15 protein-coding genes and 1 pseudogene are annotated in these 26,309 nt (G+C 51.2%); 12 read left to right on the top strand and 4 right to left on the bottom strand.

Annotated elements, in window-relative coordinates; genetic code table 11:
* Positions 1–21 precede the first annotated feature (21 nt).
* The 3 genes from METH11B_RS0103780 (at position 22) to METH11B_RS0103770 (ending at position 4,846) form a co-directional block, all read left to right on the top strand.
* A complete protein-coding gene (locus METH11B_RS0103780) occupies positions 22–1,077 on the top strand; it encodes an efflux RND transporter periplasmic adaptor subunit (RefSeq protein WP_231499576.1) in 1,056 nt (351 codons plus the stop codon).
* Complete coding sequence (locus tag METH11B_RS0103775) at positions 1,074–4,349, top strand: efflux RND transporter permease subunit (protein WP_026600863.1); 3,276 nt, start codon at positions 1,074–1,076, stop codon at positions 4,347–4,349. The genes METH11B_RS0103780 and METH11B_RS0103775 overlap by 4 nt, the downstream gene beginning before the upstream one ends.
* Positions 4,350–4,447: 98 nt before the next feature.
* Positions 4,448–4,846: a cupin domain-containing protein gene (locus METH11B_RS0103770; protein WP_026600862.1), complete on the top strand. Its 399-nt coding sequence runs from the start codon at positions 4,448–4,450 to the stop codon at positions 4,844–4,846.
* A gap of 584 nt (positions 4,847–5,430) precedes the next feature.
* Here METH11B_RS0103770 and METH11B_RS0103765 read toward each other — a convergent pair.
* The 3 genes and pseudogenes from METH11B_RS0103765 to METH11B_RS0103755 all read right to left on the bottom strand — a co-directional run bounded on the left by METH11B_RS0103765 (position 5,431) and on the right by METH11B_RS0103755 (position 8,683).
* A complete protein-coding gene (locus METH11B_RS0103765) occupies positions 5,431–6,870 on the bottom strand; it encodes a hypothetical protein (RefSeq protein WP_026600861.1) in 1,440 nt (479 codons plus the stop codon).
* Positions 6,867–7,452: pseudogene (locus METH11B_RS26135) on the bottom strand (REP-associated tyrosine transposase). Before METH11B_RS26135 ends, METH11B_RS0103765 begins: the two are co-directional and overlap by 4 nt.
* Positions 7,453–7,807: 355 nt before the next feature.
* Complete coding sequence (locus METH11B_RS0103755) at positions 7,808–8,683, bottom strand: hypothetical protein (protein WP_020481299.1); 876 nt, start codon at positions 8,681–8,683, stop codon at positions 7,808–7,810.
* Between the two features lie 344 nt (positions 8,684–9,027).
* Between METH11B_RS0103755 and METH11B_RS27590 the strand changes: the two genes are divergently transcribed.
* The 9 genes from METH11B_RS27590 to METH11B_RS27580 all read left to right on the top strand — a co-directional run bounded on the left by METH11B_RS27590 (position 9,028) and on the right by METH11B_RS27580 (position 24,334).
* On the top strand, positions 9,028–9,747 hold the full coding sequence (locus tag METH11B_RS27590; protein ID WP_026600859.1) for a response regulator transcription factor: 720 nt from the start codon (positions 9,028–9,030) through the stop codon (positions 9,745–9,747).
* A gap of 73 nt (positions 9,748–9,820) precedes the next feature.
* Positions 9,821–11,197, top strand: coding sequence for a diguanylate cyclase (locus METH11B_RS27585; RefSeq protein WP_155931075.1), 1,377 nt, complete (start codon positions 9,821–9,823; stop codon positions 11,195–11,197).
* A complete protein-coding gene (locus tag METH11B_RS0103740) occupies positions 11,194–11,721 on the top strand; it encodes a hypothetical protein (protein ID WP_026600857.1) in 528 nt (175 codons plus the stop codon). Before METH11B_RS27585 ends, METH11B_RS0103740 begins: the two co-directional genes overlap by 4 nt.
* 281 nt (positions 11,722–12,002) lie before the next feature.
* The gene (locus tag METH11B_RS0103730; RefSeq protein WP_036275585.1) at positions 12,003–12,683 is read left to right on the top strand and encodes a methyl-accepting chemotaxis protein; all 681 of its coding nucleotides are present in this window, start codon (positions 12,003–12,005) and stop codon (positions 12,681–12,683) included.
* Positions 12,684–12,834: 151 nt separating this feature from the next.
* Positions 12,835–16,332: an exodeoxyribonuclease V subunit gamma gene (gene recC, locus METH11B_RS0103725; RefSeq protein ID WP_026600855.1), complete on the top strand. Its 3,498-nt coding sequence runs from the start codon at positions 12,835–12,837 to the stop codon at positions 16,330–16,332.
* Positions 16,329–20,000, top strand: coding sequence for an exodeoxyribonuclease V subunit beta (recB, locus tag METH11B_RS0103720; RefSeq protein ID WP_026600854.1), 3,672 nt, complete (start codon positions 16,329–16,331; stop codon positions 19,998–20,000). The genes recC and recB overlap by 4 nt, the downstream gene beginning before the upstream one ends.
* Positions 19,997–21,988: an exodeoxyribonuclease V subunit alpha gene (gene recD, locus METH11B_RS0103715; RefSeq protein ID WP_026600853.1), complete on the top strand. Its 1,992-nt coding sequence runs from the start codon at positions 19,997–19,999 to the stop codon at positions 21,986–21,988. The genes recB and recD overlap by 4 nt, the downstream gene beginning before the upstream one ends.
* A 314-nt stretch (positions 21,989–22,302) precedes the next feature.
* Positions 22,303–23,067 carry a hypothetical protein gene (locus METH11B_RS0103710; RefSeq protein WP_026600852.1) on the top strand — a complete coding sequence of 255 codons (765 nt, stop codon included), beginning with the start codon at positions 22,303–22,305 and terminating at the stop codon, positions 23,065–23,067.
* On the top strand, positions 23,057–24,334 hold the full coding sequence (locus tag METH11B_RS27580) for a hypothetical protein (RefSeq protein WP_026600851.1): 1,278 nt from the start codon (positions 23,057–23,059) through the stop codon (positions 24,332–24,334). The genes METH11B_RS0103710 and METH11B_RS27580 overlap by 11 nt, the downstream gene beginning before the upstream one ends.
* Positions 24,335–24,978: 644 nt before the next feature.
* Here METH11B_RS27580 and METH11B_RS0103700 read toward each other — a convergent pair.
* A complete protein-coding gene (locus METH11B_RS0103700; RefSeq protein ID WP_026600850.1) occupies positions 24,979–26,208 on the bottom strand; it encodes an IS256 family transposase in 1,230 nt (409 codons plus the stop codon).
* Positions 26,209–26,309 lie beyond the last annotated feature (101 nt).

The raw sequence follows: 26,309 nt of genomic DNA, 5'->3' as shown, positions 1-26,309 counted from the left end.
TCAAATTTGCCGAGATGGCTTATGCCGGCGACAGCGATCACTGCCTTATTGCTGGTGATTTTATTTGCGCTGGGTATTTTGGGCGGCGAGGATAAGACCGAACCCGGCAACACGGATTCGCCTGAGAGTAGTATCCCCGCCGGCGCACAGACCTTAAAAGTAGGCACACAGACTGCGGAGAACAATTTGTCTTGGCAGGGCGTGGTCAAATCCCGCTTGGCGGCGAAAATTGCCCCAAAATTAAATGCGCGCATTCTGGAAATAGCTGTCAATCCGGGTGACAAAGTTAAACAAGGCCAAGTCATCGCCCGTCTCGATGATCGCGATTTGCGAGCGGCTTACAACGCGGCCAGCGCGGGACAGGCGGCAGCCCAGGCTCAGGCGGCTCAGGCCGTTGCCGAAGAAAAACGCATTATCGATCTGTACAACAAGCAAGCGGCCACCCGGCAAAACTACGAAGCCGTGCTGGCGCAAGCGCAAAGCGCTCGAGCCATGGCCAATCAAGCCGCCAGTTCCGCGCAACAGAGTAAAGTGATGCTTGGCGAAAATGTGCTCTATGCACCGTTCGACGGGGTAGTCGGTGAGCGTTTGCAAGAGCCGGGCGACATGGGCTTGCCCAATCAAGCCATCGTCACCTTGCACAAACCCGATGACTTGCGTCTGGAAGCATCAATTGCCAGCCACTGTGCTGCGGCCATTAAGTTAGGCATGGAAGTAAAAGTGCGCTTCGATACGCCGCAGCAAACGCTGGCGGCGACGGTCGATGAAATAGCCCCGGAAATCGATCCGCAAACCCGCACCCTCGCGGTAAAAGTGAAATTACCCAACATGCCTGGTTTGCAACACGGCCAATTCGGTTGGCTGGAGCTGGCTTGTGCCAGTGCACAACAAGCCGTGATGATCCCGTCTGCAGCCATTTTGCATTACGGCCAACTGCAAGCGGTTAAAGTACTGGATGGGCAAAGGCTATTGACGCGACATATTCGCGCAGGTAAGCAGTATGGCGACCAGGTCGAAATACTCTCCGGACTGCGCGCAGGCGAAACTATCTTGAGTAACGCTGGGTTGGGGCAATGAGCGAGTTGAACAAAATCGTGGAAGCGAAAAAGGACAGCCTGACGGTTGCCATCGTTCGCTTATTCACCACCTCGCATTTATCGCTGCTGTTTTTATTGATTTCCCTGTTGGCGGGTGCGGCAGCATTAACTTTGACCCCGCGTGAGGAAGATCCGCAAATCATCGTGCCGGTGATGGATGTGTTCGTGCATTATCCGGGCGCGAGCAGCGAAGAAGTGGAAAAGCGCGTCACCACGCCTTTGGAAGTATTACTCAAGCAAATCCAGGGTGTGGAATACGTCTATTCTGCCTCCCGGCCCGGCGAGTCGCTGGTCACGGTGCGCTATCGGGTGGGCGAGAGTATCGAAGACAGTCTGATCAAAACCCGCGATAAGCTGCAAGCCAATCTGGACATCATCCCGCCCGGTGTCAGCGATTGGGTAGTCAAGCCGGTGGAAATCGATGACGTGCCGATCTTGCTATTGAGCATGTCTATGCCAAAGGCGAACGAAGACATCATGGCGGTGCGCCGCATCGCCGAGGAACTGATCGAGCGCTTGCGCGCCATTGACGACGTCGGCAAAAGTTGGGTCATCGGCGCGGCGCCTCGGCAGATTTCGGTGTATCCCGATCCCGCCAAGTTGCAAGCCAGCGGCCTGGGCCTGCCGGAAATTCAACAAGCGTTGGCGCAGAACAATGTCAATCTGCCGGCTGGGCGTTTGAATCAAAATAACAGCGAAATCCTGCTGGAAGCCGGGCCGCACTATGAAACGCCGGAGCAGATCGGGGCGACGGTCTTGAAAAACGTCGCCGGCCGTCTGGTGTATTTGCGTGATGTGGCGCAGATCGTCGATGGTCCACAAGACACTGACTATTACACCCGCATCGGCTTCGGTCCCGGTGTGGAGCAAATGAAAACGGTAGGGCATCCCGGTGACGCGTTACCGCAAGTCGGTGAAGAACGGCAAATGGCTACCATCGCCATTGCCAAAAGGCGCGGCAGCAACGCCGTCGGCGTGGCCGAGCAGGTGTTGGAACTGACCGAACAATTGCACGGCACGCTGATTCCGGATGAAGTGTTGGTGACGGTAACCCGCAACTACGGCGAAACCGCCGATCACAAAGTCAATGAGCTGGTGATGCACCTGAGCATCGCGATTCTCACCATTATAGTCCTGCTGGCGCTGGCGCTGGGTTTTAAGGAATCGCTGATCGTGTCATTGGCGGTACCGATGACCTTTGCGATTACCTTGCTGTGCGATTTGATCTTCGGTTACACCATCAACCGCGTAACGCTGTTCGCGCTGATTCTGTCTTTGGGCTTATTGGTGGATGACCCGATTGTCGATGTCGAGAACATTCATCGCCACTACAAAATGCGCAAAGAGCCACCGTTACAAGCCTTGCTGACAGCCGTAGACGAAATTCGTCCGCCGACCATCCTGGCCACCTTCGCGGTGATCATGTCCTTCGTGCCGATGTTTTTTATCACCGGGATGATGGGACCCTACATGGCGCCCATGGCCTTTAACGTGCCGATAGCCATGTTGATGTCCTTGCTGATCGCCTTCACGGTGACGCCTTGGGCCAGCTATAAATTGTTGAAAGGCGATTACGGTAAAGATCATGGACCAGAGTTTCGGCTACAGGAATCCCGTGGTTTCAAGCTGTATCAAGCCATCATGGCGCCGCTGCTGAGCCATAAATCCAAAGCCTTGTGGTTTTTGCTGGCGGTGTTTGTGGCATTTGTCCTGTCCACGCTGATGGCCGTGACCCGAGTCGTACCGCTGAAACTGCTGCCGTTTGATAACAAAAACGAGCTGCAATTGGTGATCGACATGCCCCGCGGCTCGTCCCTTGAGGCCACCAATGAAGTCGCTACGGCTCTGGGTCAATATCTGGCCACGGTGAATGAGGTCAGCAGCTATCAGACCTATGTCGGTTTGGCATCACCCATGGATTTTAATGGCTTGGTGCGGCATTACTATTTACGCCAGGGCGCCTATGTTGGGGATCTGCGCATCATTCTGGTGGATAAATCTCGGCGCGCGCAACAATCTCATGCCATCGCGCTGAGGATGCGTCCGGATATAGAGCGGATCGGTCATAAATACGGCGCCAATCTTAAAATCGTGGAAATGCCGCCGGGGCCGCCGGTGCTATCCAGCGTGGTTGGGGAAATTTACGGGCCGCCGGAAGCCGGTTATCAGGATTTGGTGAGCGTGTCTAAACAAGTTCGTGAACATTTGCAAACGACTGAGGGCGTGGTGGATGTGGACGATTATGTGCAAGCGCCGCAAGACCAGTGGCAATTTGTGTTGAACCAGGACAAAGCAGCGCTATTGGGCATTACCAATCAGCAGGTGGCCAATAGTTTGAAACTGGCGGTAGAAGGCGGCGTAGCCGGTACTTTGCATATCGCCAGCGAACGCCAGCCCTTGCTGATCACGTTGCAATATCCCAGAGCGGCGCGTTCCTCGGAAGCCGATTTATTAAACTTGTCGGTGAAATCGGCAAAAGGCGATTTGATTCGTTTGAGCGAAATCGGTCGGTTTAGCCATGAATTAGCGGATCAAACCATCTATCACAAAAACTTACGCCAGGTGTCGTATGTGCTAGCTGAAATGGCCGGACGCAGCCCGGTGGAAGCGGTGTGGGATCTGCAGGATGCCTTGGAACAGCAGCCGCTACCAGCCGGTTACAGCGCGGAAATGGCCGGGGAGGGCGAATGGAAAATCACCGTCGATGTGTTCCGCGACCTGGGCTTGGCGTTCGCGGCGGCGATGGTGATGATCTATATCTTGTTGGTGGGGCAGACCGGCTCCTTGGGTGTGCCGCTGATCATGATGATCGCCATCCCGCTGACGGTGATCGGCATCATGCCGGGCTTTTGGTTCATCAACCTGTTTGCGTCCGATGTCGGGCAATATGCCGATCCGGTGTATTTCACCGCCACGGCCATGATCGGCATGATTGCTTTGGCCGGCATCGTGGTGCGCAACTCCATCATCTTGATCGATTTTATCGAGAACATTTATCGCGGTAATCCGGATATCAGTTTGGCCGACGCCATCATCGAAGCCGGCGCCACTCGTTTAAATCCGATCTTTTTGACAGCGGCTTCGGCGGTATTAGGCTCGGTGATGATCGTCCTCGATCCCATCTTTTCGGGTCTGGCCTGGAGCTTCATCTTCGGGATTATTGCGTCCACCTTATTTTCGTTGGTGGTGATTCCTTTGGTGTATTTCTTGATCAACCGCGAAATGCCCAAGCAAGTACAAGCCGAAGACTAGCTTCTTAGCGCCCGCCACGCCAATTCAGCGGGCGCGGTAACTAGCGTTTTTGTATACTCGTTACCTATCACCCATCCCTTAGCTTTGAGGCCACCCTTATGAAACAATCAAACCGCGTTTGCTACTTACTTTCTGTGTTGGGATTATTGACGTGCCTGTCGCCGCTAGTGCAAGCCGACGAGTCCGCCAGCAAATTCTCCCGGGAATTGTTAATGACCAAGCCGGTGACTTTACCCAGTAAAGAAGTCGAGAGCCATGTAATGCGGGTGCGCTTCCCCAAGGGCTACAAAACCCCCTTACACACGCACGAAGGACCGGGCCCCAGATATGTGGTGATGGGCAAGCTGAAAGTCGTCGATGACGGCCAAACCAAAGTCTATAGCCAAGGCGAAGTGTTCTGGGAAACCGGCGCGGAAATGACCGTGGAAAACGTCGGCAAAGGCGAGGCGGAAATTATTATATTTGAGCTTGCGGCGGGAAAGCCTGCTAAGCATTAAAGCCTCAACGAATTAAGCTCACTTTGTTTGCTGGCTGATGGTTTTTCTTTTTTCATCAGCCAGCAACGTTTTTCTAAGCCGTTAGAAAAGAAAAACTAACACCACCATGTGGCATTTTCGGCAAGTTGCGGACGAATGGTTTTTATGACGAAGGTCTGTTGAATGACCTATAGCCGTTAGCGGTAATCTCAAATTGGTGCGACCACCTTATAGGTTGTGCCGAGCTATGCGAGGCGCAACGATCGCGAACGGTGCGCCTAACGGCAGCACCCTATAGTCAGCGCACCTTATGGCCTTGAGGCCTTAACGAATTAAGCGGACTTTGTTTGCTGCCTGATGATTCTTCCTCTACTATCAGCCGGCAACGTTTTTTCTGAGTTGCTAAAAAATCCGAACAATCAGGTAGTATTTCCGGCCAAAGAGCTGTCAATCGTTATCATTGAGCGAGAATAGCAGGTAAGCATCGAAAAGCCGCTGCAAACGCCTAGCTATAACCCTGCACTCTTTGGCAAACTACGCCTTCTCGCGCAAGGTTGGGACTCATAGCCACGTCAACCTCAAGTGCATGCCCTTCTACAGTTAAATTATTGTTTTGCTTGCCATAAAAAGTAAAAATCATTTGAGCGAGCCTCTTCTTTCTCCTTCAGAGTTTTGTTGTAATCCATCATGGCTCCAACAACAGCAGTACCTCCACCGATTGCAGCTATGATTTGACCAATGTTTGGAGGTAATAATCCAGCGTAAAGACCTACAGAGATTGCACCTGAACCAAATATCACTTTCTCTTTAAGTGATTCTCTAGATTTAGATTTCCAATCTTTAACTTTTTTTTCTATTATATTTATTTCAGGCAGCACCTGATCTCGAAACATCTCAGAGACTTCTACCTCACTCCAGTTTTTTTGTTTCTTTATCATAGAATTGATTTTATCTCTGTAAACGGCAAATGCTTCACTTTCGCGCTCTCGAAGTTTAACTATTGCGTTATAGTCTTTGCTATGAATAGTTGGAAGGTAGTGTTTCATTGCTTTTTCAAATGAAGAAGAGTTAGCTTTATAAACTGGGTTATTTAGCTGCGAAGCTATTTTCATTTGGGCTTCGTTGTCACAAAGGTAGGATGTTCCGTGAAAAGCAGAATGCCACTCTTGATTAGATAGGTCTCTTAAGATTGGACTAATAATTAAAGATAATATGTTGTAATCTGCAATCTCTTTTTGCGATAGTTTATATGGCAACTTCTTTGCCTTAAGGCTTTCGACAAAATCTGGCAATGGCTCATATAGGTGGAAATACATAACTCCATGATCAATTAGGCTTTTAGGGCCTTCTATTTTAAAAAAAGGACCAGCGCCTTTTCCTATGTCAAAATATATTGCACACTTATTAATTAAATACTCATGAAGAAGCTCATACAGCTTATCTTCTTTTTGCTCAATATTTTTTGAAATAGGGTTTGCTAATGTATCCTTATGGTGCTGGCATAAGGATACCGTGTTTTGTGCATATTTAATGATTCCCTTTTCTATTAATGGCTTTAAGCGAAAGAAATTAAGGATGCCATGGGTAAGCTCTTGTCTGGATACTTCGTTTATATTTTCTGAACTTTTAAGCATCACTTGTTCAAAAGGGTTTTGAATATAAACCTCATCTGCGTAAAGCGATGCAAATGATACGAGCTGATCGAGTTTTCTTAATCTGCATTCTGGGTATGAGCAAGGATGGCGGCCACCACTTAATGAAGAATTAGCAATAAATGAAAAGTTTTCGTTAGGCTGTTGGTTTTGATTAAAATGATATCTGGTTATCAGAGCCATTGTTTCAGCAAATTCAAAGACATCATCTGCTTCAGAAGATGATAAAGACTCAATAATATCTCCATCACCCCACAGTTTTATTGATGTTTCAAATTCTTCAATGAAATCCATTCGATTCTCTTTGGATTTAACGCCAGCCGTAATCGGCGCAATTGTAGTGAGGGCCGTAGGGCGGATAAGCGAAGCGTCATCCGCCGATAAAACCGTCAATTATCCGCCTCACCAACTTCCGACAATGCCAAGCCCAACCCCGCCCAATTTAACGGATAAACGCCCATTCTAACTAAGTGATGAAAACTTGAATATGGCCTTTATGCCCTCGGGTAAATCCTTAACCGCGATTGCCCAGCCATGCTTCACAGGATTGTAATGGATGTAATCCATATGTACCGCATAGTCGGCATCATTGATAATAGTGTGCTCCCAAAAACGACGTTGCCACTTGTGCCCTTTGGGTATAACCCTCGCTCGTGGCGTTTTATTCTGATTGCAGAGCGATATTCGGTTTTAGGTATCGCTTTCGAAAAGGCTTTTTTTATCGCCCGCCATCGGTTGGAATATTGATCATCACCAGCCGGTAATGTCCAGATTGCATGCATGTGATCGGGCAAAACCACCTAAGCATCGATATACCCAAGGGCACAAGTGAAATGGCTGCTTTTCCCGGACCACTCGCACCGCTTCACGTAACTCCGCAATATGCTCGATCAGCAGCGTCGATTTCCGTTCGAGCAGGTTGACGGTGAAAAAATAGGTACCACCAGGAATGCGATTGCGTCGATAGTTCGGCATGAAAAGAGTTTAACCGATTTGGCGGATGACGCTACGCTTATCCGCCCTACAGCCACTTTGAAATTGTGATCAAACTGCTAGGATTCATGGGCTGCGATAAGGGTTAGAGTCGATAACACCAGTTCGCAAATTCAATAGTTAAAGATTTACCTGGAATTCGAAATTTGTAGCTAAAGCTGTCATTAGCTAACATTACGAAACCAAACAAGTCTACTCAGACTCATCCGCTCGCTCTAGCCAGTAGGCTGGGTAAAGCAACGCGAAACCCAGCAAATACTTTGAAACAACAGAAAATCTTTACATTGCAACTGTTCGCCGGCTGAGAAAACTCATCAGCTTCACGAAATATTCAAAATCAATACGCCTGCACCCCAAACTTCAACAACAACCTCGGCAAAATATCGTCCAGATTCAACACGTCCTTATCCGTTAATTCAATCAAATTGAAATTGTACTTCTGATAAATGGCGAGTTTTTCCTGTTTTCTGGCTTGGTATTTGGCGTCGTTTTCGTAGCCCCAGAATTCAATATAAACTTTGCCGGTGGGGATATAAAAGTCGCAGTACATTTCTTCTTCGATCGGCAGTTTGCGTTCGTAGGCGTGGACGATTTCCGCCATGTATAACCAATTGTCGATCAGCATTTCTGCCTTGGAACGAACGAAATGGCCGTCGGTGGTGCGGTGGGTGGCTTCGAATTTGTGGCGGAAGCTATCCATTTTGTCGGTGTCGGTTTTAGGTTTATCGACGCCCTTCATATTATCGACGTTGTCTTTCAACGCCCGGTTCCGGGTGATTTTTTCCGGCCAGCGCACATAGGGAATGCCGGAACGGCTGTCTTCGCCTTGTTCGGCACCCATTGCCAATCCCTGTTCGGTGACTAGCCAGCCTTTCAAGCCTTTTTTGATCCAGCCCAATTCGGACAAGATGTAGTTCATTTTGTTGGCCGGCAGTTCGAACTGTTGCCCGAGCACAGTGGCAGTCAATAGTTTCGGCGCATCCGCTTTGCTTGGCGCGCTCGGCAACTGAAATTCTTCCGGCCAGGCAACATATTGGCCATATTTGCCGGTCAAATAGACACCGCCGGCGGCACTGCCGGCGTCGGTTAACTGCCATTTGTCCGCTTGTTTCTCGATTAGGCCCAGCGCAGTCAGTTGCCCGAACATTTGCTCCTGGGATATGCCGCGCAATTTGGCCAGTTGGGTGGTGGATAGGCGTTTTTCGTCACTCATCGCTGTAGTTCTCTAGTTTGACCGCACAGAGTGTAGACCATCGTTTTGCGTGGGCGGGAGCTAGGAAACCAATTGGAATTCACTTTGCAGACCAAAGGCCAGTCTGTTGCGCAAAAAAATGACCGTTTGAGTTGATGCGCCCCAACTAGGCTTCGATAGATCCAGCTCAGCCTAAACGGAATACCAGTGATAAATAGGGCCGGGTTAATAAAGGCATAAAAGTAGCCTGAAAAGCGGGGAAGCGGATAACGCATCTAAGACCTTAGCCCAATAGACAAAACTTAAGACTTACGTACACTTGACAGAGTTTGGAACACGAACTTTGGTATCAACTTTTACAGACTATGGCACTACAGGTTTTGGAACTCGATAGATTAATCTTGGTTGCTGACCGCGAAGTCTCGTCCTTTAAAGGTATCAATCGGGTCAGGGAGAGTCTGCAAACAAATGTGGATTATGTTGCCAGCCGGGACGAGTTGTGTCGCTGGATCGCCGACAACAAGGCGAATTTAACCAGCAAAAATATTGCCTTTGTGATGGTGTTTGACCCGGAAGTGGTCGAAATATCGCCGTCCGGTTCCGAGTTTGGTTTATTACTGGAATATCCGCGGATTTGTATCACCCGATCAAGTGATCTATCGACTACCTTGCGCTCGATAAAAACCGGTTTGTTTGATTTTATTGAAAAGCCCTTTAGTCTGGAACAGATACGCAAATGCCTTGAACTGGCTTTTTTCGAATATGAGTTTGCTGCCAGTATCAACAATCAATTCCGTAATCTGACCAAACGCGAAATTGAAACCTGCGAGTTGGTGGTGCTGGGCCACACCAATAAGGAAATATCCGAAAAACTGGATATTTCGATAAAAACCGTCAAAGTGCATCGCGCGAATTTAATGCGCAAAACCAACGCCAAAACGGTTACGGATCTTCTGAGACTGCACGATACCTTCAAGTCAAATACTCGCCAAGGACTGACTGATTTGCCCACTATCCCCCCGCTAAAAATATTGAACACTCAACAAACTAACAAGCGTGAAAAACGCCAAAAATCTCTGGCTTAACCCTCCTTGCTACCCAACAAAACTACTTTTCGGCAAGCAATAGCCGCAAGGCATAGCCAAATTTGAGACGCTCGTGACTGAATTTACAATTTTTCCAACGGTCGGGTCGATTGCGCAAAAACAACTTTTGCGAGCGACTTTAGATATGACTATTCGTTCGGTGTCGCAGCTAATAGACCACCATAACGTCAGCAGCGTAGTGCTTGAAATTGGCGAAGACTATTTTGTATTTTCCGTTGAAGATTTGCTGAAGCATCTGCATGCTGGCGGCAGCAGTGATGCCACCTTGGCTGAATTGACATTACGCAAGATTACCTGCGTTTTCGAAAATGAACGGGTGCTGACGGCATTTGAAATCCTTGAAAGCAATGGCGACCGGTATTTAGGTGTCGTCGATTCCACTGAGAGTCTGGTCGGCATATTGACCGATACCGACATTCTATCGGCGGTCGATCCTACTGTATTGGTGCAAAAAAAAACCATCGGCGATTTGGTGACCAGAATAGAGCCCATCACCTTTACTGCGGACTGGATTTTGGACGATGTGCTTAACCATCTGCAGAAAATGGAGGACTCCATCATTGTGGTCGAATCCAAAATACCGATAGGCATTATCACCACCAAGGATATTTTTAAACTTATCTCTGCCGCGGATACCACCGATAGGCCACTCCGGGAGTACATGAGTAGTCCGGTCATTACCACCGAGGTCAGTTCAACCATTGAAGACGCGCTCGCTCAGTTAAAAACCTGTCACATCAAACGGTCCATCGTGGTGAATCAGGAAAACCAATTGGTAGGCGTCGTCACGCAGAGCGAACTGGTGGGTTTTGCCTATGGTACCTGGATAGATTTAATCAAACATCACGCCGGCGAGCTCAAAGAGCTTGTGGCTATTCTGGACGCCAAAGCCAAGGGTTTTGAAAAATCCTCGTTGACCGACCCTCTCACCGGACTTGGCAATAGACGAATGCTGGATAAAAGACTGGCCGATGAAATTGGCCGCATGCGGCGTTATGACGCCCCGGCGTTTTCGCTGTTGTTACTGGACATCGATCTTTTCAAGCAAATTAATGATGCGCACGGCCACTTGATTGGCGACGAAATCTTGAAAGCCATCAGCTTGAAACTAATGAGCTTGGTCAGGTGCAGTGATGATGCGATTCGTTGGGGCGGCGAAGAATTTGCGATTTTGCTGCCGCATACACTTCTTGAGGATGCCGTCGAGTTTGCAAACCGCTTGCGCACCACGATAGAAGACTATTCTTTCGTCGAACGGATAAACGTCACTATCAGCATAGGTGTTGGACAGTTTTCAATTACCGAGCACGAAAGCCAATTCATTGATCGCGTCGACAAGGCGCTATACCTTGCCAAACATCAGGGCCGCAATCGGGTCGTTGCCGATACCTCAGCCGTGCCGATTCAACACCTTGTCACGCCGACATGAAACGCGTAGATACTGTTTTGCTGTGTCTGGCTATTGTCATCAATAGCGTTTGCTGGATTTGGAGTCGGCAAGCGCAGCAAACGCCGGTTGACTTTAATTTTCTATCAGTAGTGTTATTGGTGGGCTCGCTAGTTTTTTCCTATCGCGGCCGTAAACATTGGCAAGACCGGCAACAGGCTCGGGTGGTCGAACTTGAGTCGGTGATGGCGGAGTACCAATTTTTGTCTGATCGCGCCATGGATTACGCAGAATCTCGTTTCAATATTCTGGAACAAGACCTGGCTTTGGCTCGCAATACCATCCAAAGCTCTGCGCATAAACTATCCAATAGCTTGACGGGTCTGGAACAGCAATCGACCGACCAACGCCCGGGGAGTCGCTATTTTTGCCGAAAGATTTTTTCGGGCATCCTGCTGGAAAAAATCGGCAAAAATTACGCGACCGCTTATGCCTTCGGCGCCCCGATTCGTCCGCGTCACCTCGTTCCGACCCAACAAGGGGTCGAAACATCGGCTCTCGCATGACTTAACGCCGTGTCGCGATGCCTTGCAGGTTTTCTCCGCTTCGCTGCGAAAACCCGCCCGGCGCTACGGCTATCGGGGACTAAAAATCTTCACTTCGCTGGCGCTCCGTTTCCAAGATTTTCAGCGAAGGTGTTGACCGCCCTAATTGATGAAATATTGCAAATGACCGGCGCCGATGACGAGCAACAACGGCAGCAGGCCGGTTTACATAAGTTTTTCGACAAACGCATGCGCTGATTGATGAATTCGTTAAAAAAATCCAGGAAGTCAACGATTCCAGCGTGGGCATAGCTGTCAGTTTTAATCAGATGCAGAGCAAGTTTTTACGCATCGAAGATTCACTTGATGGGGTCACCAAGCTGACCAGGCAAACCGACACACTGGCTTTGAATGCGGCAATTGAAGCGGCGCGGGCCAGCCACGCCGGACGCGGTTTTGGTATTGTCGCCGATGAAGTCCGAAAACTTGCAGCCCAGACCCGGCAATTCAGCGATGAAATCCGCGCCACTCTCGATGACATAATCCAGTCGTTGCAAGAAGTGGATCAGCAGGTATCGCAAGTGGCGCAGACTGACCTAAGCCTGGCGGAACGGTCACGCGAAAACCTCGGCAGCTTGGGTCAGGAGCTTATCCAGATGACATCCAAGGCGAATGGGCACTCAACTAACATCACTGTGGCAAGCAATGAAATACAAAGGCTGGCTCAGGAGGGGGTGATGGCTATGCAGTTTGAAGACATCGTCACGCAAATGATGGCTAAAATAGCCGTGGATGCCAAAAATGTCGGTAATTACTTGCACGCACTCTTGAGATTGCATCACGACCAGGAAGAGCGCGACGGTTTAGCGCGCTTCAAACAGCGCATTGCCGCTTTAAAATTACTGTTGTCGGAAACGGAAAAACAGCCACAAGGCGAAAATCCTAAACCCGACCAGCGTACCCCCGAGATTGAATTGTTCTAGCTTTCACAATCGGGCTGCTATTTCCGCCACAGGGAATACAAAGGTAGACGAATAGCTAAGACTGTACTGCGACTAATTTGCAAGGTCTCGATGGTCCAGTCAAAAGCGGCGATAATAGGCGCACCGCTCCCCTAAACTATTTCAGCCTATCATGCCCGCAGCAGGTCACGCCCACTCCCTCGACAACGGCATTGCCGTGATTCACTCCAATCAACTGGAAGAACTCCGCGATGTGGTTGAGTACTGGCTCAGACAGCATCCCTTGCTGCCCTTGGAAAACGAGATTTTTCTGGTGCAGAGCAACGGCATGGGGCATTGGTTAAAGCAAAGTTTGGCGCAAAACTCTTCGCTGGGCATTGCCGCCGCGCTGAAGATGCAGTTGCCGTCATTGTTTATCTGGAGCATTTATCGGGCGGTATTAGGCGAGCAGATTCCTACCGAGCAACCATTAGCCAAGGACCCGCTGATCTGGCGCTTATATCGATTGTTGCCGGGCTTGTTGCAACAATCTGGCTTCGAAACCTTGGCGAGTTTTTTGACCGAAGACAGCCAATGCCGCAAACGCCACCAACTTGCCGAACAACTAGCGGATCTGTTCGACCAATACCAGGTTTATCGTTCCGATTGGGTGTCCGATTGGGCGGCAGGACAAAATGTGTTGCGCAACGGGCATGGCGAAAGCAAACAGCTACCCAGCGCGCAGGTTTGGCAAGCCGCCTTGTGGCGCGCGGTGCTCGAAGATTTGGGCGAGCAGTCCTCGCCGTTTGCCAGTAGGTCAGCGGTACATGCGCAGTTCATGGCCAAGATTGATACGTTAACAGCTCGCCCCGCCAGCATGCCGCGCCGCGTCGTGTTGTTCGGCCTGTCTTCCCTGCCGCAGCAGTCGCTGGAAGTGCTGGCCAAATTGGGCCGATTTTGTCAGATCGTATTGTTTGTGCATAACCCGTGTCAGCACTATTGGGCCGACATCATCGAAGACAAGGAACTGCTGAAAGCCGAACGCCGTCGTCAGGCTTACAAATCCGGTATGAATGCAGCGCTGAGCGATGCGGAATTGCATTTACAGGCGCCGCCTTTACTGGCCGCATGGGGCAAACAGGGCCGGGATTATATTCGTTTGCTGGATCATTTCGATGAAACCCAAGCCTATGCCAACTGGCATTGGCCGGACAGTAAAATCGATATGTTCAAAGATTACGGAGAGGCGGGGCAGCGTAGCTTGCTGCAACATCTCCAGCAGTCTATCTTGGACTTGGACCCCTTGCCCGAGCAACCGGTATGTCTAGCCAGCTCCGATACGTCTATCCAATTTCATATCGCGCATAGTCCGCAACGTGAAGTCGAAATTCTGCACGATCAACTATTGGCGCGTTTCGATAATGCCCAGCAAAACGGCGACCCGTTATATCCGCGCAATATTATTGTCATGGTGCCGGATATCAATACTTACGCGCCGCATATCCATGCGGTATTCGGGCAAATTCAAAGCGACGATCCGCGTTATATTCCCTACAGTCTGGCCGATCAGCAGCAGCGCGGGCAAAACCCGCTGCTGCTTGCCGTGGAAGCCTTGTTGAATTTACCCGAGTCGCGGTTTGCGGTCAGCGAATTTCTGGGCTTGCTCGAAGTACCGGCCTTGCGGACGCGCTTTGATATTCATGAAACCGCCATCCCCAAGCTGCATCAGTGGATTGAAGAATCCGGCATCCGCTGGGGCTTGAATGCTCGGCAGCGCGCGGAACGAGTCAATATGCCCGCAAACTTGCAGGCCAATACCTGGCAGTTCGGGCTGAGGCGGATGTTGTTGGGGTACGCGGTCGGTGCCGGGGTGGCTTTTGATGAGATTCAGCCTTACGAAGAAATCGGCGGCCTGGATGCGCAATGGCTAGGTGGTCTGGCGTTTCTGTTGGAAACGCTGGAAAAATACGCTGAGCGATTGCGGCTGGAATACCCGCCGGCCAAATGGCAGCAACTATTGTCCGAGCTGCTGAACGATTTTTTTCAAGTAAGCGACGAGCGCGAGCGAAAAACCCTGGAATCCCTAACAAGTTCACTAACGAGTTGGTCCGGACACTGCGAACAAGCTGTTTTAAGCGAAACAGATTTACTGCCCATCCCTGTGGTACGCGAGGCTTGGCTGGCTGGCGTTGACGAACCGTCCTTGCATCAGCGCTTTCTCAGCGGCCGGGTTAATTTCTGTACCTTGATGCCGATGCGCGCCATCCCGTTTCGGTTGATTTGCTTGTTGGGTATGAACGACGGCGACTATCCGCGCAATCAACAAGCGCATAGTTTCGATTTAATGAGCCAACGCGGTCAATATCGGCCCGGCGACCGCTCGCGCCGGCAAGACGATCAATACCTGTTCCTGGAAGCGTTGCTGTCGGCGCGCGAACAGCTATATATAAGCTGGGTAGGGCGCAGTATCCGTGATAATAGCGAGCGGCCGCCTTCGGTTTTAATCAGTCAATTGCGCGATGTGCTGGCGCAGGGCTGGACGCTTGCCGACCAGCCCACCCTGTTGCCAAGCATTACCGTAGCGCACCCCTTGCAGCCGTTTAGCGAAGCGTATGTCCGCAAAAATCGTGATCCGAATCTTTTTACCTATGCCCGGGAATGGTTTGCACCTGCAGTGGCTCAGCCGTTTAGCGGTCTGATCGCCTCTGGCCCGGACGATAAAACCTATTTATTGACCTTGGAATCGCTTGCGCGATTTTTGCGCGCGCCGGTCAAAAGCTTTTGCAATCAAACCCTGAAGTTTGGCTTCGATGGCCAAACGGTCACCAGTGAAGACTGCGAACCGTTTGGAATCGATAGCCTGCAAGCCTATTTATTCAGCGATGAACTGCTGCAAGGCTTAACCGCCGAGCAGCCGGATCAGACAGAAGAATTCCTGTCTCGGCAACAGGCCGTGATGATGCAGAAAGGGCAACTGCCTTTGGGTGGTTTTGCCCAAACGAGTTTCGCCGCACTGGCCGAGCCGGTCAAAGCGGCTTGGGAACGTTATCGGGTGTTGGTGTCGGAGTGGCCCGAGGCTTTAGAGCCGCATGTATTGCAGCTTGCGCCTTTTGCATTGTCCGGCGGCGTGACGCTGCAATTAGCCGGCGATCTCAGTCAATTGCGTCGCCAAGGTCAGCAAGGGCAAGTGAGTCTGTTGCATTTGACCGCGCAAACTCTGCTGAATAAGGATAAATCCATCAAATATCCGAATGTATTATTGCAGTGGCTACAGCATTTGGCGGCTTGTGCCGATGGTTTGCCAGTAAACACCTTGGTTATCGGTGCCGACACGGTGCTTGAAATGCCCGTTATCGAGCAAAGTGACGCCTACCAGCAGCTGCAAGACCTGGTTGCCGCTTATCACGACGGCATGCAAGCACCGTTGCCCGTGGCTTGCCGCACCGCATTTTGCTGGCTTACCGCCCCTCCGGAAATCGCGTCGGAAAAAGCCCAAGCCAGATATGAGGGCGACGAATGGAATGCCGGCGAAGTCCATTACGACGCCTATCTTGCCCGCTTCTTTCCCAACTTTGCCAGCTTGACTGCGTTTGACGCTAATAAGGATTTTGAATATTGGGCGGATAGCTTATACCGACCGATGTTTACGAGTATCCGGGAATTGCCTGGAGCAGGGGAGGGGACGATATGACCAGTGCAATCCCGCTCAACCCCATCGAATTTCCGTTATCGGCTACCCGACTGATCGAAGCCAGCGCCGGTACCGGCAAGACTTACACCATAGCCGCCTTATATGTGCGGTTAATTCTGGGACACCGTCCCGACAATGCTGAATCCAGCCGGTATCTTTTGCCGCCGGATATTTTGGTGGTGACTTTCACCGAGGCCGCTACCAAGGAACTGCGGGAACGGATACGCGAGCGTTTGAGTCACGCTGCGCGTTTCTTTCGCCAGCAACTTTCGACGACGGATGCATTCTTGCAACACATCCGTGCCGCTTATCCCGAAGTAGACTGGCCGGCCTGCGCCCGCCGGTTGGAATTGGCGGCCAATTGGATGGACGAGGCGGCTGTTTATACCATTCATAGCTGGTGTAACCGCATGTTGCAACAGCATGCGTTCGACAGCGGCAGTTTGTTCCGGCAGGAGGTCAATACCGACGATACTGAATTGTTGAACGAGGTGGTGCGGGACTATTGGCGCAGTTTCTATTACGACATGTCCAACGATGTCGATTTTCCAAGCCTGTATGCGCTGTTCAAGCATCCGGACGAGTTATTGCTGGCGGTACGTTCGCTGCTGGGTAACGCCGAGCCAATACCATTTAGCCTTGCCGACGGTCAGTCCATCAAAGAATTGATGGCTGCGGTGTCATCAATCAGGCAGTCGGCGTTACAGCAGTTGAAGGTGCCTTGGCTAACTTGGTTGCCTGAAGTCCGCGAACTAGTGGAGGCTGCCATAGCAACCAAAGTGCTGCCGGCAAAAAATTACAACTCCGTGAACCGCCGCAACTGGCTGGACAAAATCGAGGCATGGAGTTTGGACCCTTTGCAGGATACGCTGGACATTGGCAAGGGTTTTGAGAATCTATCGCCGGACGGCATGGCAAAATTAGCCAACCCCGGGCAAACCCCGCCGGACCATCCCGGTTTTGCGGCGATTGGCCGCTTGCCGGCGCAACTGGCGGCACTGCCGAGTTTAAAAGTCGAGCTAATCAAACATGCCGTGCATTGGATCAGGCAGCGTTACGATTTTGAAAAACAGCGCATTGCCAGGATGACCTTCGATGATATGCTGATTCGGTTGGATAATGCCTTGCAAGGCGGCAACGGCGACCGGCTGGCGGAAGTGATTCGCCAGCAGTATCCCATCGCGTTGATAGACGAGTTTCAGGATACCGATCCGGTGCAATACCGGATTTTTTCGACGCTTTACGCCACGCCCGCCGGCGCTGATTATGCGTGTTTGATGATAGGCGATCCGAAACAGGCTATTTACTCGTTCCGCGGCGCTGATATTTATACCTATCTTAAAGCGCATAGCGACACCCAAGGCCGGCATTACACCCTAGGTACCAATTACCGCTCGACCCAGGCCTTGGTCGATGCAGTCAATCAGCTTTTTTTCCAAGCCGATCAGCAAGAGCGGGGCGCATTCAGATTTAAAACAGCACAAGATAATCCGTTACCTTTTCTGCCGGTCAAGGCCCAAGGCCGCAATGAAACCTGGGTTATCGATAATCAAGCTGCTCCGGCACTGACCCTGTGGCATTGGGATAGTGAGGACGCAGTCGGCATGCCGGCTTATCGGGAAACACTGGCAGAGGCGACGGCCAGCCAGATTGTCAAATTACTGAACTCAGCTGATGCGGGGCAAACCGGCTTTAGCTCGGTATCCGGCATGCAGGCTTTGCAGCCTGGGGACATCGCTATCCTGGTCCGCAGTGGTACCGAAGCGGTGGCGATACGCAACGCCTTGGCGCGCCGACGCTTGCGCAGTGTCTATCTGTCCGAGCGTGATTCCATTTTTGCCAGCGTGGAAGCGGTCGACATGTTGCTTTGGTTAAATGCCCTGGCTGAGCCGCGTAATGAGCGCAAAGTGCGTGCGGCCTTAAGCTCGGCGACCTTCGGTTGGTCATATCAAGCTCTGCACGCACTGGCCTTGGACGAACCCGGCTGGGAACTGCATCTGGAACGCTTTCTGATGTATCAACAACGCTGGCAACAGGACGGCATTCTGCCTGCTTTGCGGCAATTGCTTAACGATTACGGCTTACACGCGCGTCTGGCTGACGACAGCGAAGGTGAACGGTCCATTACCAATCTGCTGCATCTCGCGGAGTTGTTGCAACAAGCCAGCATGCAACTGGAAGGCGAGCAAGCCTTGATCAGGCATCTGGCCGAGGCTATCGAGGCCGGCGGCAGCCAAGCCGGCGATGATGGCATCATCAGGCTGGAAAGCGATGCCAATCTGATTAAAGTTGTCACGATTCATAAATCCAAAGGCCTGGAATACCCGCTGGTGTTTTTGCCGTTTATTTGCAGTTTCCGGGAAGTCGGCGGTCGCTTCAACACCTATTACCGTTATCACGATGAGAACCAGGATTTGCAAATCGACTTGCATAAACAAGAGCGCATCAAAGCCATCAGTGAGGAAGAAAGATTACAGGAAGATTTACGTTTGCTGTATGTGGCAATGACCCGAGCCCGCCATGCTTGTTGGCTGGGCATTGCGCCGGTCAAATCCGGCAGTACCAAGGATTGCCAGTTGGAAAAATCGGCGATGGGCAGCTTACTGAATTGGCAGGCCAAAATGCCCAACAGCGCCTTGGCCGAGCAACTGCGCGAACTCAAAGGCAGCTGTGCAGCGATTTCGATAACGCCTTTACCGAAAATTGACGACGCGCGCTACAGCCCGGTTTTAGCTGACGAGAGCAGGGACGAGGCGCGCGTGCCGCTCAGCAAAGTATCCAGTAATTGGTGGATAGCCAGTTATAGTGCCTTGCACATCGCGGATCGCTTGACGCCTTGGGAAGATTCGTCTCAGCCGTTGCCGGAGTTTGAAACGGCCCATGACGATAAGCAAAACGACGAAGCCGAAATCGCTGCGGCGCTTAGTAAACCCTTGTCCGGTGTCCACGCTTTGCCCAGAGGCGCCGGTCCCGGCGTGTTGATTCATGATCTGCTGGAGGAATGCGCGCAATGGGGGTTTTCCAACGTTTCGGAAAATCCAGCCTTAAGACAAGAATTGATTCAAAAGCGATTTATCGGCGGCGAATGGGAGAACAAACATGCCGTCATCGCTTCGGCCTTGGCACACTGGTTGAACATGCCCTTGCTGCAGGACGCTAAGCTTAGTTTGGCTGCGCTCGAAACCAATGCCTATCAAGCCGAGCTGGAGTTTCTGCTGGGTGCCGATACCGTGGACACTGAGGAACTGGACCGCTTGGTCTGCCGCCACACCTTCGGCGGACAAGCCCGTCCCGGCTTATTGCCCGGCCAAGTAAACGGGCTGTTAAAAGGGTTTATCGACTTGGTATTCGTGCACGATCAGCAGTATTACGTGGTCGATTATAAATTCAACAGTTTGGGCGCCGACGACTCGGCGTATACGCAGGAGGCCTTGACGGCGGCCATGTTGGCTAAGCGTTACGATTTGCAAGCCAGCTTGTATTTATTGGCCTTGCATCGTTTGCTGAAAGTCAGGTTGGCTGCTGCTTACGATTACGAGACGCACATCGGCGGGGGCCTGTATTTGTTTTTAAGAGGCGCGCCAGGGCCAACGGCGGGACGCGTGTTCGATAAGCCACCCAGGGCATTGATCGAACGCTTGGATGCCTTGTTTGGAGCATCGTCATGATCCGGCAAGCGGCGGTAATCGACAGCATACAGCACTGGGTAGCTAAAGGCTGGTTGAGTCATTTGAATCGCGCCTTCGTGGGCTTTTTGTTGGATCTTGAACCAAACGCGACCGACGCGGTGCTGTGGGCAGGGGCCTTGGTTAGTCATCAGCTGGATAGAGGCGAAGTTTATTTGGACTTGGAAAAACTCTGTGAACAGCCGGGGATGACGCTGGCTATTCCGGCCGATGATGCCTGGGCTGTGGAGCAGGACGCGGCGGCGGCCGAATTTGCGCGCTTAAAAGCGTATAGTCTTGAGCTCTGGCAAGCGGCGCTATCACAATCAAGACTTGTGTCATCGGGAGAAGGCGATACGCCGCTGGTTTTAGCCGGTAACCGGCTGTATTTGCGGCGTTATTGGCACTACGAACAGATCACGCAAGCCTGCATTATGCAACGTTTGCAACCGGCGCGAGATAGCTTGCCGGCGTCGTTGGCGGAACGCTTGCAAAATTTGTTTCCCACCAGCCCGGAAAGCCCGGATTGGCAAAAAATCGCTTGTGTCCTGGCGTTGCGGGCGCGATTCGCCATCATCACCGGCGGGCCGGGTACCGGCAAAACCACTACCCTGACCAAACTGTTGGCGCTATTGATTGAACTGGCGCAACAAAATAGCGAGCACTCCAAGCCGCTAAATATTTTACTGGCGGCACCCACGGGTAAAGCGGCGGCCAGAGTCAGCGAGTCGATTGCCAAAGCGCTCGACAGCTTGACTATCGACGAAAGTATCAAACAATGTATCCCTAGAAAAGCCAGTACTTTGCACCGTTTGCTGGGCAGCCGACATGATTCGCGGCGCTTTTTGCATAATCGCCATAATCCTATCGTCGCCGACATCGTGATCGTCGATGAGGCGTCGATGATAGATCTGGAAATGATGGCGTCGCTGTTGGAGGCCTTGCCGGCAAACACTCAATTGATCTTATTGGGCGACAAGGACCAATTGGCATCCGTCGAAGCCGGTTCTGTGATGGGGGATTTATGTCGCGGCGCCGAACACGCGGCCTATGATCAGGAAACGCTGGCGTGGATAAGCCGCTATGCCGGCGAACAGACCAAGCCCGCCGTAGTGCCGGGCTCTGCTATCAACCAACAAACTGTTATGTTGCGGCACAGTCATCGTTTCGATGCACACAGCGGCATCGGCCAGTTGGCAAAAGCCGTGAATCAGGGCGATGCCTTGCAGGCTCAGGCGATCTTAACCGACACGGACCGCTACCCGGATTTGCGACCCGAACCGCATGCAGACTACATCGCCTTGCGGCAACACCCAAGCCCGGACGCCGCCAATAGCTTGTTAAGAAAATTGGTGATTAATAACGGGGACTCCGCTGAGTCGTCACGCCCCCGCCAAGGTTACGGCTATTATCTGGCGCAAATCCAGAATGGTCGGCCGGACAGCGCGGAGCGATACGACGCATGGGCCATGCAAGTATTGACCGCCTTCGATGCGTTTCAGGTGTTGTCGGCATTGCGGAATGGGCCGTGGGGCGTAGAAGGCCTTAATCAGCGCATTGAAGAATGGTTGTTTGCCAAAGCCAAGCAGGCGCTGTGGTATGAAGGCCGGCCGGTGATGATCACCCGCAACGATTACAATCTGGGCTTAATGAACGGCGATATTGGCATTGCCCTGCGAGATAGTCGCGGCAAACTTAGAGTGGCATTTCCAAGTGCCGATGCCAGCGGCGAGCCGTCGGCCAATCTGAAAATACGCTGGATCTCGCCAATGCGCCTGCCGGATGTGGAAACTGCTTTCGCCATTACCGTGCATAAATCACAAGGCTCGGAGTTTAATCACGTGGCTTTAGTCTTGCCGGAAAACATCAGCCCGGTACTCACGCGCGAATTAATTTACACCGGCATCACCCGCGCGAAGGACAGTTTTACCTTGCTGGAAACCAGTGACGGCGGGGTGTTTGCTAAAGCTATTTTGACCTGCCGTAAATAGCGGTAAAGCAACAACCCATATTGTTGGACTTTATAGGTAACACTTTGGGCCATGGGTTCAGAGAGACATACGCCAATGGCGAAAGATAGTTCTTGGAAATGGGAAATTGTTGAAGCCGGCCCAAAAGAGCCATTCGTCATACAAGGGAATGTTTGTCAGTTATGTGAATTCAAGCTGACTCTCGGCAAGCCCGAGTGGGCTTGCCAGTCTTGGTCAAACCGGTCATTGCCGATTAGCCTAAAATGTTTCTCTGCCCTGAATTATATAAAATGTCATAAAATCATTTCATCAGCAGACTTTATGAGAATCAAAAGGTGCCCGATATAAACTCAGGCTTGAGAAGGGCAGCGAATGCGCTGAAATCTGTTGATTGGGTTGTTCCTGCCTACGTTTCGGTCGGGGTTATAAGTAATCTTGGATGCCGAATAGAAAACGCCGATCCAGTAGAAAAGCAAGCAATTCTTAAATCATTCCTTCCTCAAATATACTCAGACGATAATTTGGCTGCTAAGTTGGTTGGGCTTTACAGCGTAACCATCTTTGTTCGAGATTTCAGGAAGCCGATTGCTGAAGCGATCGAAGCCGGGCTTACCGGCCTTCCCCACGCTGCGGTTTGCACTCTGATCCCCGTACTTGAAGGCGTATTCAAAAAAATTTCCGTTGAACGTGATGGTCTTTCAAAAAAAGGCAACACGCCTTGGCTGCGTGCCGAACTCGACGAACTGCTCGCGAAAGAGGAACGCTCTCCTTCCCGATATGAAGAGCGGATCGTTATGCTTGAATCGTTCCGGGAATTCTATGTCAACCGCTTTACTAGCTCTACGAATTGTTACGAAGGGTTAGATCAGTTGAATCGGCACGGCATCCTGCACGGCATATTTGAAGGATACGGCGATAACGTTAATTTTTTTCGATTAGTGTCTCTTCTCGACCTCTTATGCTTTGCGTTGGCCCTCTCGCACGGCGGTTCGTGCTTTTCGCCGGAATACACAAATGAATCTAGGGCTCTAGCAAGTTTTTTCCGTGCAGCGCGAGAACAATCGGCCCTACGGCCTGAATGGGATACCAATGACATCTGATAGCAATGTCTCTAGCATTACTATCAAACTGCATAGCTCTGAGCTTGTTAGACAAATGTTACTTGACCTGCGTACTGCGGGTGTGACACCTGTTATGGCCGTAGAACGCGCACTTGAAACGCATCTCTTCAAACAATTTCGTGATGAGCTTAGCGGTCGGTTAGTCAAGTCACCGGTGGTGCTTTTTTACCCAATGTATTTCAAGGAAAGATACGCTACTCTGCATGCTTTATCATCAACCGGGTACGATACCTGGTATACCAATATTAATTTTGCGACTCGACAGGGAGACAAAATTGATAATCTAAAAATATCTTCAGATAGTATTACCATGCTCCCTATTGATTACGGATTTGGGGTATATCGCAGCACACAAATTAAAACCCGCCATCTCAAACGCCAGACCAATCACGAGTTTCGAATAAACCACCTATTAGTCACCGGCCAGGTTTTCCAAGAGGTGACAAACCGGCTTATTAGCGAAGGAGATCTAAAGCAACCACTGGTGGCTAATTTTACGCCAACAAGAGAAATCGTTGGTTTCCGCACGGTATCGTTCGTTCACATGATCACCGGGTCGCAGCTCTTTTGCGTTTGTGCCAAGCCTTTCCATATGACCATATTATCCCAAGCAACTTCTTTGGTCCCACAATATGTGGAAGGATCTTGGCCCCAAGAGGTTGTAGCGTTGCTAAAAGACGCCACATATGCTGAAGATATATGTCATCTTTGCCTTGCTCGGAAGTTATCCCCAGAGGAGCCGGCGAGTCGTTACGGCCCGAGTATCGAAACAGGATTCGAGGCATTCGTAGATCAAATGCGGTTTGACCTTGGTGTGGACGAAAAAACCGCTAGGGCAGAATTGAAGCTCGTTTTAGGATTGAGCCGTTGGGTACGCGAAGCAGAACTTTATGGTGTCATCCGAGAACTTTTTCCTGACCAGCTAGTTTTGCGAGAGGCATCACCAGCGTGGTTAGGGCGAATGAGGATCGACATTTATTTGCCAGACCTTAAGTTAGCTATTGAGCACCAAGGCGAGCAACACTACCGGCCGCTCTCCGTATTTGGGGGCGAAGATGCTCACGAACGTGTATTGAAGCGCGACATATTAAAGAGGGCATTGTGTAAGGAGAACGGAATTGCCGTGATTGATGTGCGGTACGACGAGCCAATCACTAAGGCCTCGATACGCCAACGTGTCCGTCGATTTCTCGCTGATGAGTTCCTGCCGCCAATTGATTCACGGTTTGACTCTGATCGGCAATGATTGGTCAGGCCGGGCTCAAAATAAGAGCGGCATTCACAAGAACGACAGCTACCAAGATAGTGCGGACGTTCAACTCGTCAATTTTAAGGCCATAAGGTGCGCAGATTATAGGGTGCTGCCGTCAGGCGCACCGTTCGCGATTGTTGCGCCTCGCATAGCTCGGCACAACCTATAGGTGGTCGCACCTTTTTGGGATTACGGCTGGCGGTTCTATATTTATCAGCAGACCTTCGTCAGAAAAACCATCTGTCTGCTCTTGGCCGATTGCCGTCTAATTCCACCACCAATACCATGATCGATTACATCCAATTCCCAAATCAAGGGACATTGCTGGGCCTCATTTTCGCGTGGGCGGTTGGTTGTTTCCCGTTCGCAATCACTGGAGCCGAGCGATGATTGCATTTTGCTAGTCGCGAAAGCCTAATTCTCTTGGACGCAAACCAAAACGCCTTGCGTGCAAGGCCTTTTGCCGGGCTCGCAAAGCAATTTGCTTTGCCTGCAAGGTTTTTTGGGCTTAAGGACCACCTAAAAGCGTTGCGAGGATAGCAAAATACCTTGTGCGTAAGCCTAATAGCCGGGAGAGTGTCGGGAGTGTCCCAAAATTTTGGGGAGTGTCCCAAATTTTGTGTAAACGGTAGTTTGGTTTAATGGCTAGGGAAGCGATCTTCGAACTGAATACTAAACCGATTCAAAGCGGCTTTCCAATCGTAGACGGGCATGGTCCAATTTTGGCTGATATTGCGCAACGCCAAATAGAGCAGTTTGGACAAGGCGTCATCACTGGGGAAGACCGCGCGGTTTTTCATGATTTTTCTCAGACTTCGATTCACCGATTCGATGGTATTGGTAGTGTAGATCACCTTGCGAATCTCGGGCGGATAGTCGAAAAACGGGATGATGTGCCCCCAGTTTCGTCGCCAGATGGGGGCGATCGTGGGATAGGTCTCCAGCCAGTTGGCCTCGAATTCGGTCAGCTTTTGCTCGGCTTCCCTCGCCGTTGCGGCTCGATAAATCTGCTTGAGGTCGTCGGCAACCGACTGGCGCCTTTTGTAGCTGACATAGTTGAGGCTATGACGGACCAAGTGGACAATACACAGTTGAACGGCCGCTTTGGGAAACACGGTTTCGATAGCCTCCGGAAATCCCTTCAGACCATCGACACAGGCGATAAAGATGTCGTTGACGCCACGGTTCTTGAGCTCGGTGACCACTTGCAACCAAAATTTGGCGCCTTCGCTTTGGGCAATCCACAGCCCCAGCACTTCTTTGTGGCCGTCCAGATTGACACCGATGGCCAGATAGACGGCCTTGACCCGCACGCTGCCACTATCGCGCACTTTGGTATGCAGACAGTCGAGGTACACAATCGGGTAAATCGGATCCAGCGGGCGGCTTTGCCAGACGCCCACCTCTTCGAGTACCGCGTCGGTCACCGAGGAAATCAAGGTGGGGGATACCTCGGTGCCGTAAAGCTCGAATAAATGGGCTTGGATTTCCCGTACCGTCAGTCCTCGGGCATATAACGAAATGATCTTATCGTCGAAACCGGTCCAGCGCCGTTGATGCTTAGGAATGATCTGCGGTTCGAATTCGCCATGACGGTCGCGGGGAATCTCGATAGGCAAGTCGCCGAAGTCACCTTTCAGCGTTTTCCGGCTTTTGCCGTTTCGGGCATTGCTGCTGGCGTTGGTCACCGCCTCATGCTTACCGTGGCCCAAGTGCGCGGTCATTTCCGCTTCCAGGGCCCGTTCGACTATCGCTTTGGTCAACTGCTTCAGCAGACCATTGGCACCGATCAGGTCCTCGGGTTTTTGATAGTGCGACATCAAGGCGTCGAGTAGGTCATCCGGTATGGCTTTTGATGATACGGTCATGGTTTCCTCCTTGTCAGGATCGGTAGTTTCCTACCTCAGGGCCGTTTACACAAAAATTCTTACACCCTCCGCCCAAGGCTAAAGCGATAACCGAATGGCTG

Origin of the sequence: Methylomonas sp. 11b (assembly GCF_000515215.1) — a bacterium.
GTDB lineage: Bacteria > Pseudomonadota > Gammaproteobacteria > Methylococcales > Methylomonadaceae > Methylomonas.
The sequence above is the reverse complement of the archived record's forward strand: the minus strand, read 5'-3'. Positions and strand labels throughout refer to the sequence as shown.

Bases quoted from the DNA above. Each gene is read 5' to 3' on its own strand.
- recC (WP_026600855.1), top strand. From the start codon at position 12,835: ATGCCCGCAGCAGGTCACGCCCACTCCCTCGACAACGGCATTGCCGTG.
- METH11B_RS27590 (WP_026600859.1), top strand. From the start codon at position 9,028: ATGGCACTACAGGTTTTGGAACTCGATAGATTAATCTTGGTTGCTGAC.
- METH11B_RS0103770 (WP_026600862.1), top strand. From the start codon at position 4,448: ATGAAACAATCAAACCGCGTTTGCTACTTACTTTCTGTGTTGGGATTA.
- METH11B_RS0103755 (WP_020481299.1), bottom strand. From the start codon at position 8,683: ATGAGTGACGAAAAACGCCTATCCACCACCCAACTGGCCAAATTGCGC.
- METH11B_RS0103740 (WP_026600857.1), top strand. From the start codon at position 11,194: ATGAAACGCGTAGATACTGTTTTGCTGTGTCTGGCTATTGTCATCAAT.
- METH11B_RS27580 (WP_026600851.1), top strand. From the start codon at position 23,057: ATGACATCTGATAGCAATGTCTCTAGCATTACTATCAAACTGCATAGC.
- recB (WP_026600854.1), top strand. From the start codon at position 16,329: ATGACCAGTGCAATCCCGCTCAACCCCATCGAATTTCCGTTATCGGCT.
- METH11B_RS0103780 (WP_231499576.1), top strand. From the start codon at position 22: ATGCCGGCGACAGCGATCACTGCCTTATTGCTGGTGATTTTATTTGCG.
- METH11B_RS0103775 (WP_026600863.1), top strand. From the start codon at position 1,074: ATGAGCGAGTTGAACAAAATCGTGGAAGCGAAAAAGGACAGCCTGACG.
- recD (WP_026600853.1), top strand. From the start codon at position 19,997: ATGATCCGGCAAGCGGCGGTAATCGACAGCATACAGCACTGGGTAGCT.
- METH11B_RS0103700 (WP_026600850.1), bottom strand. From the start codon at position 26,208: ATGACCGTATCATCAAAAGCCATACCGGATGACCTACTCGACGCCTTG.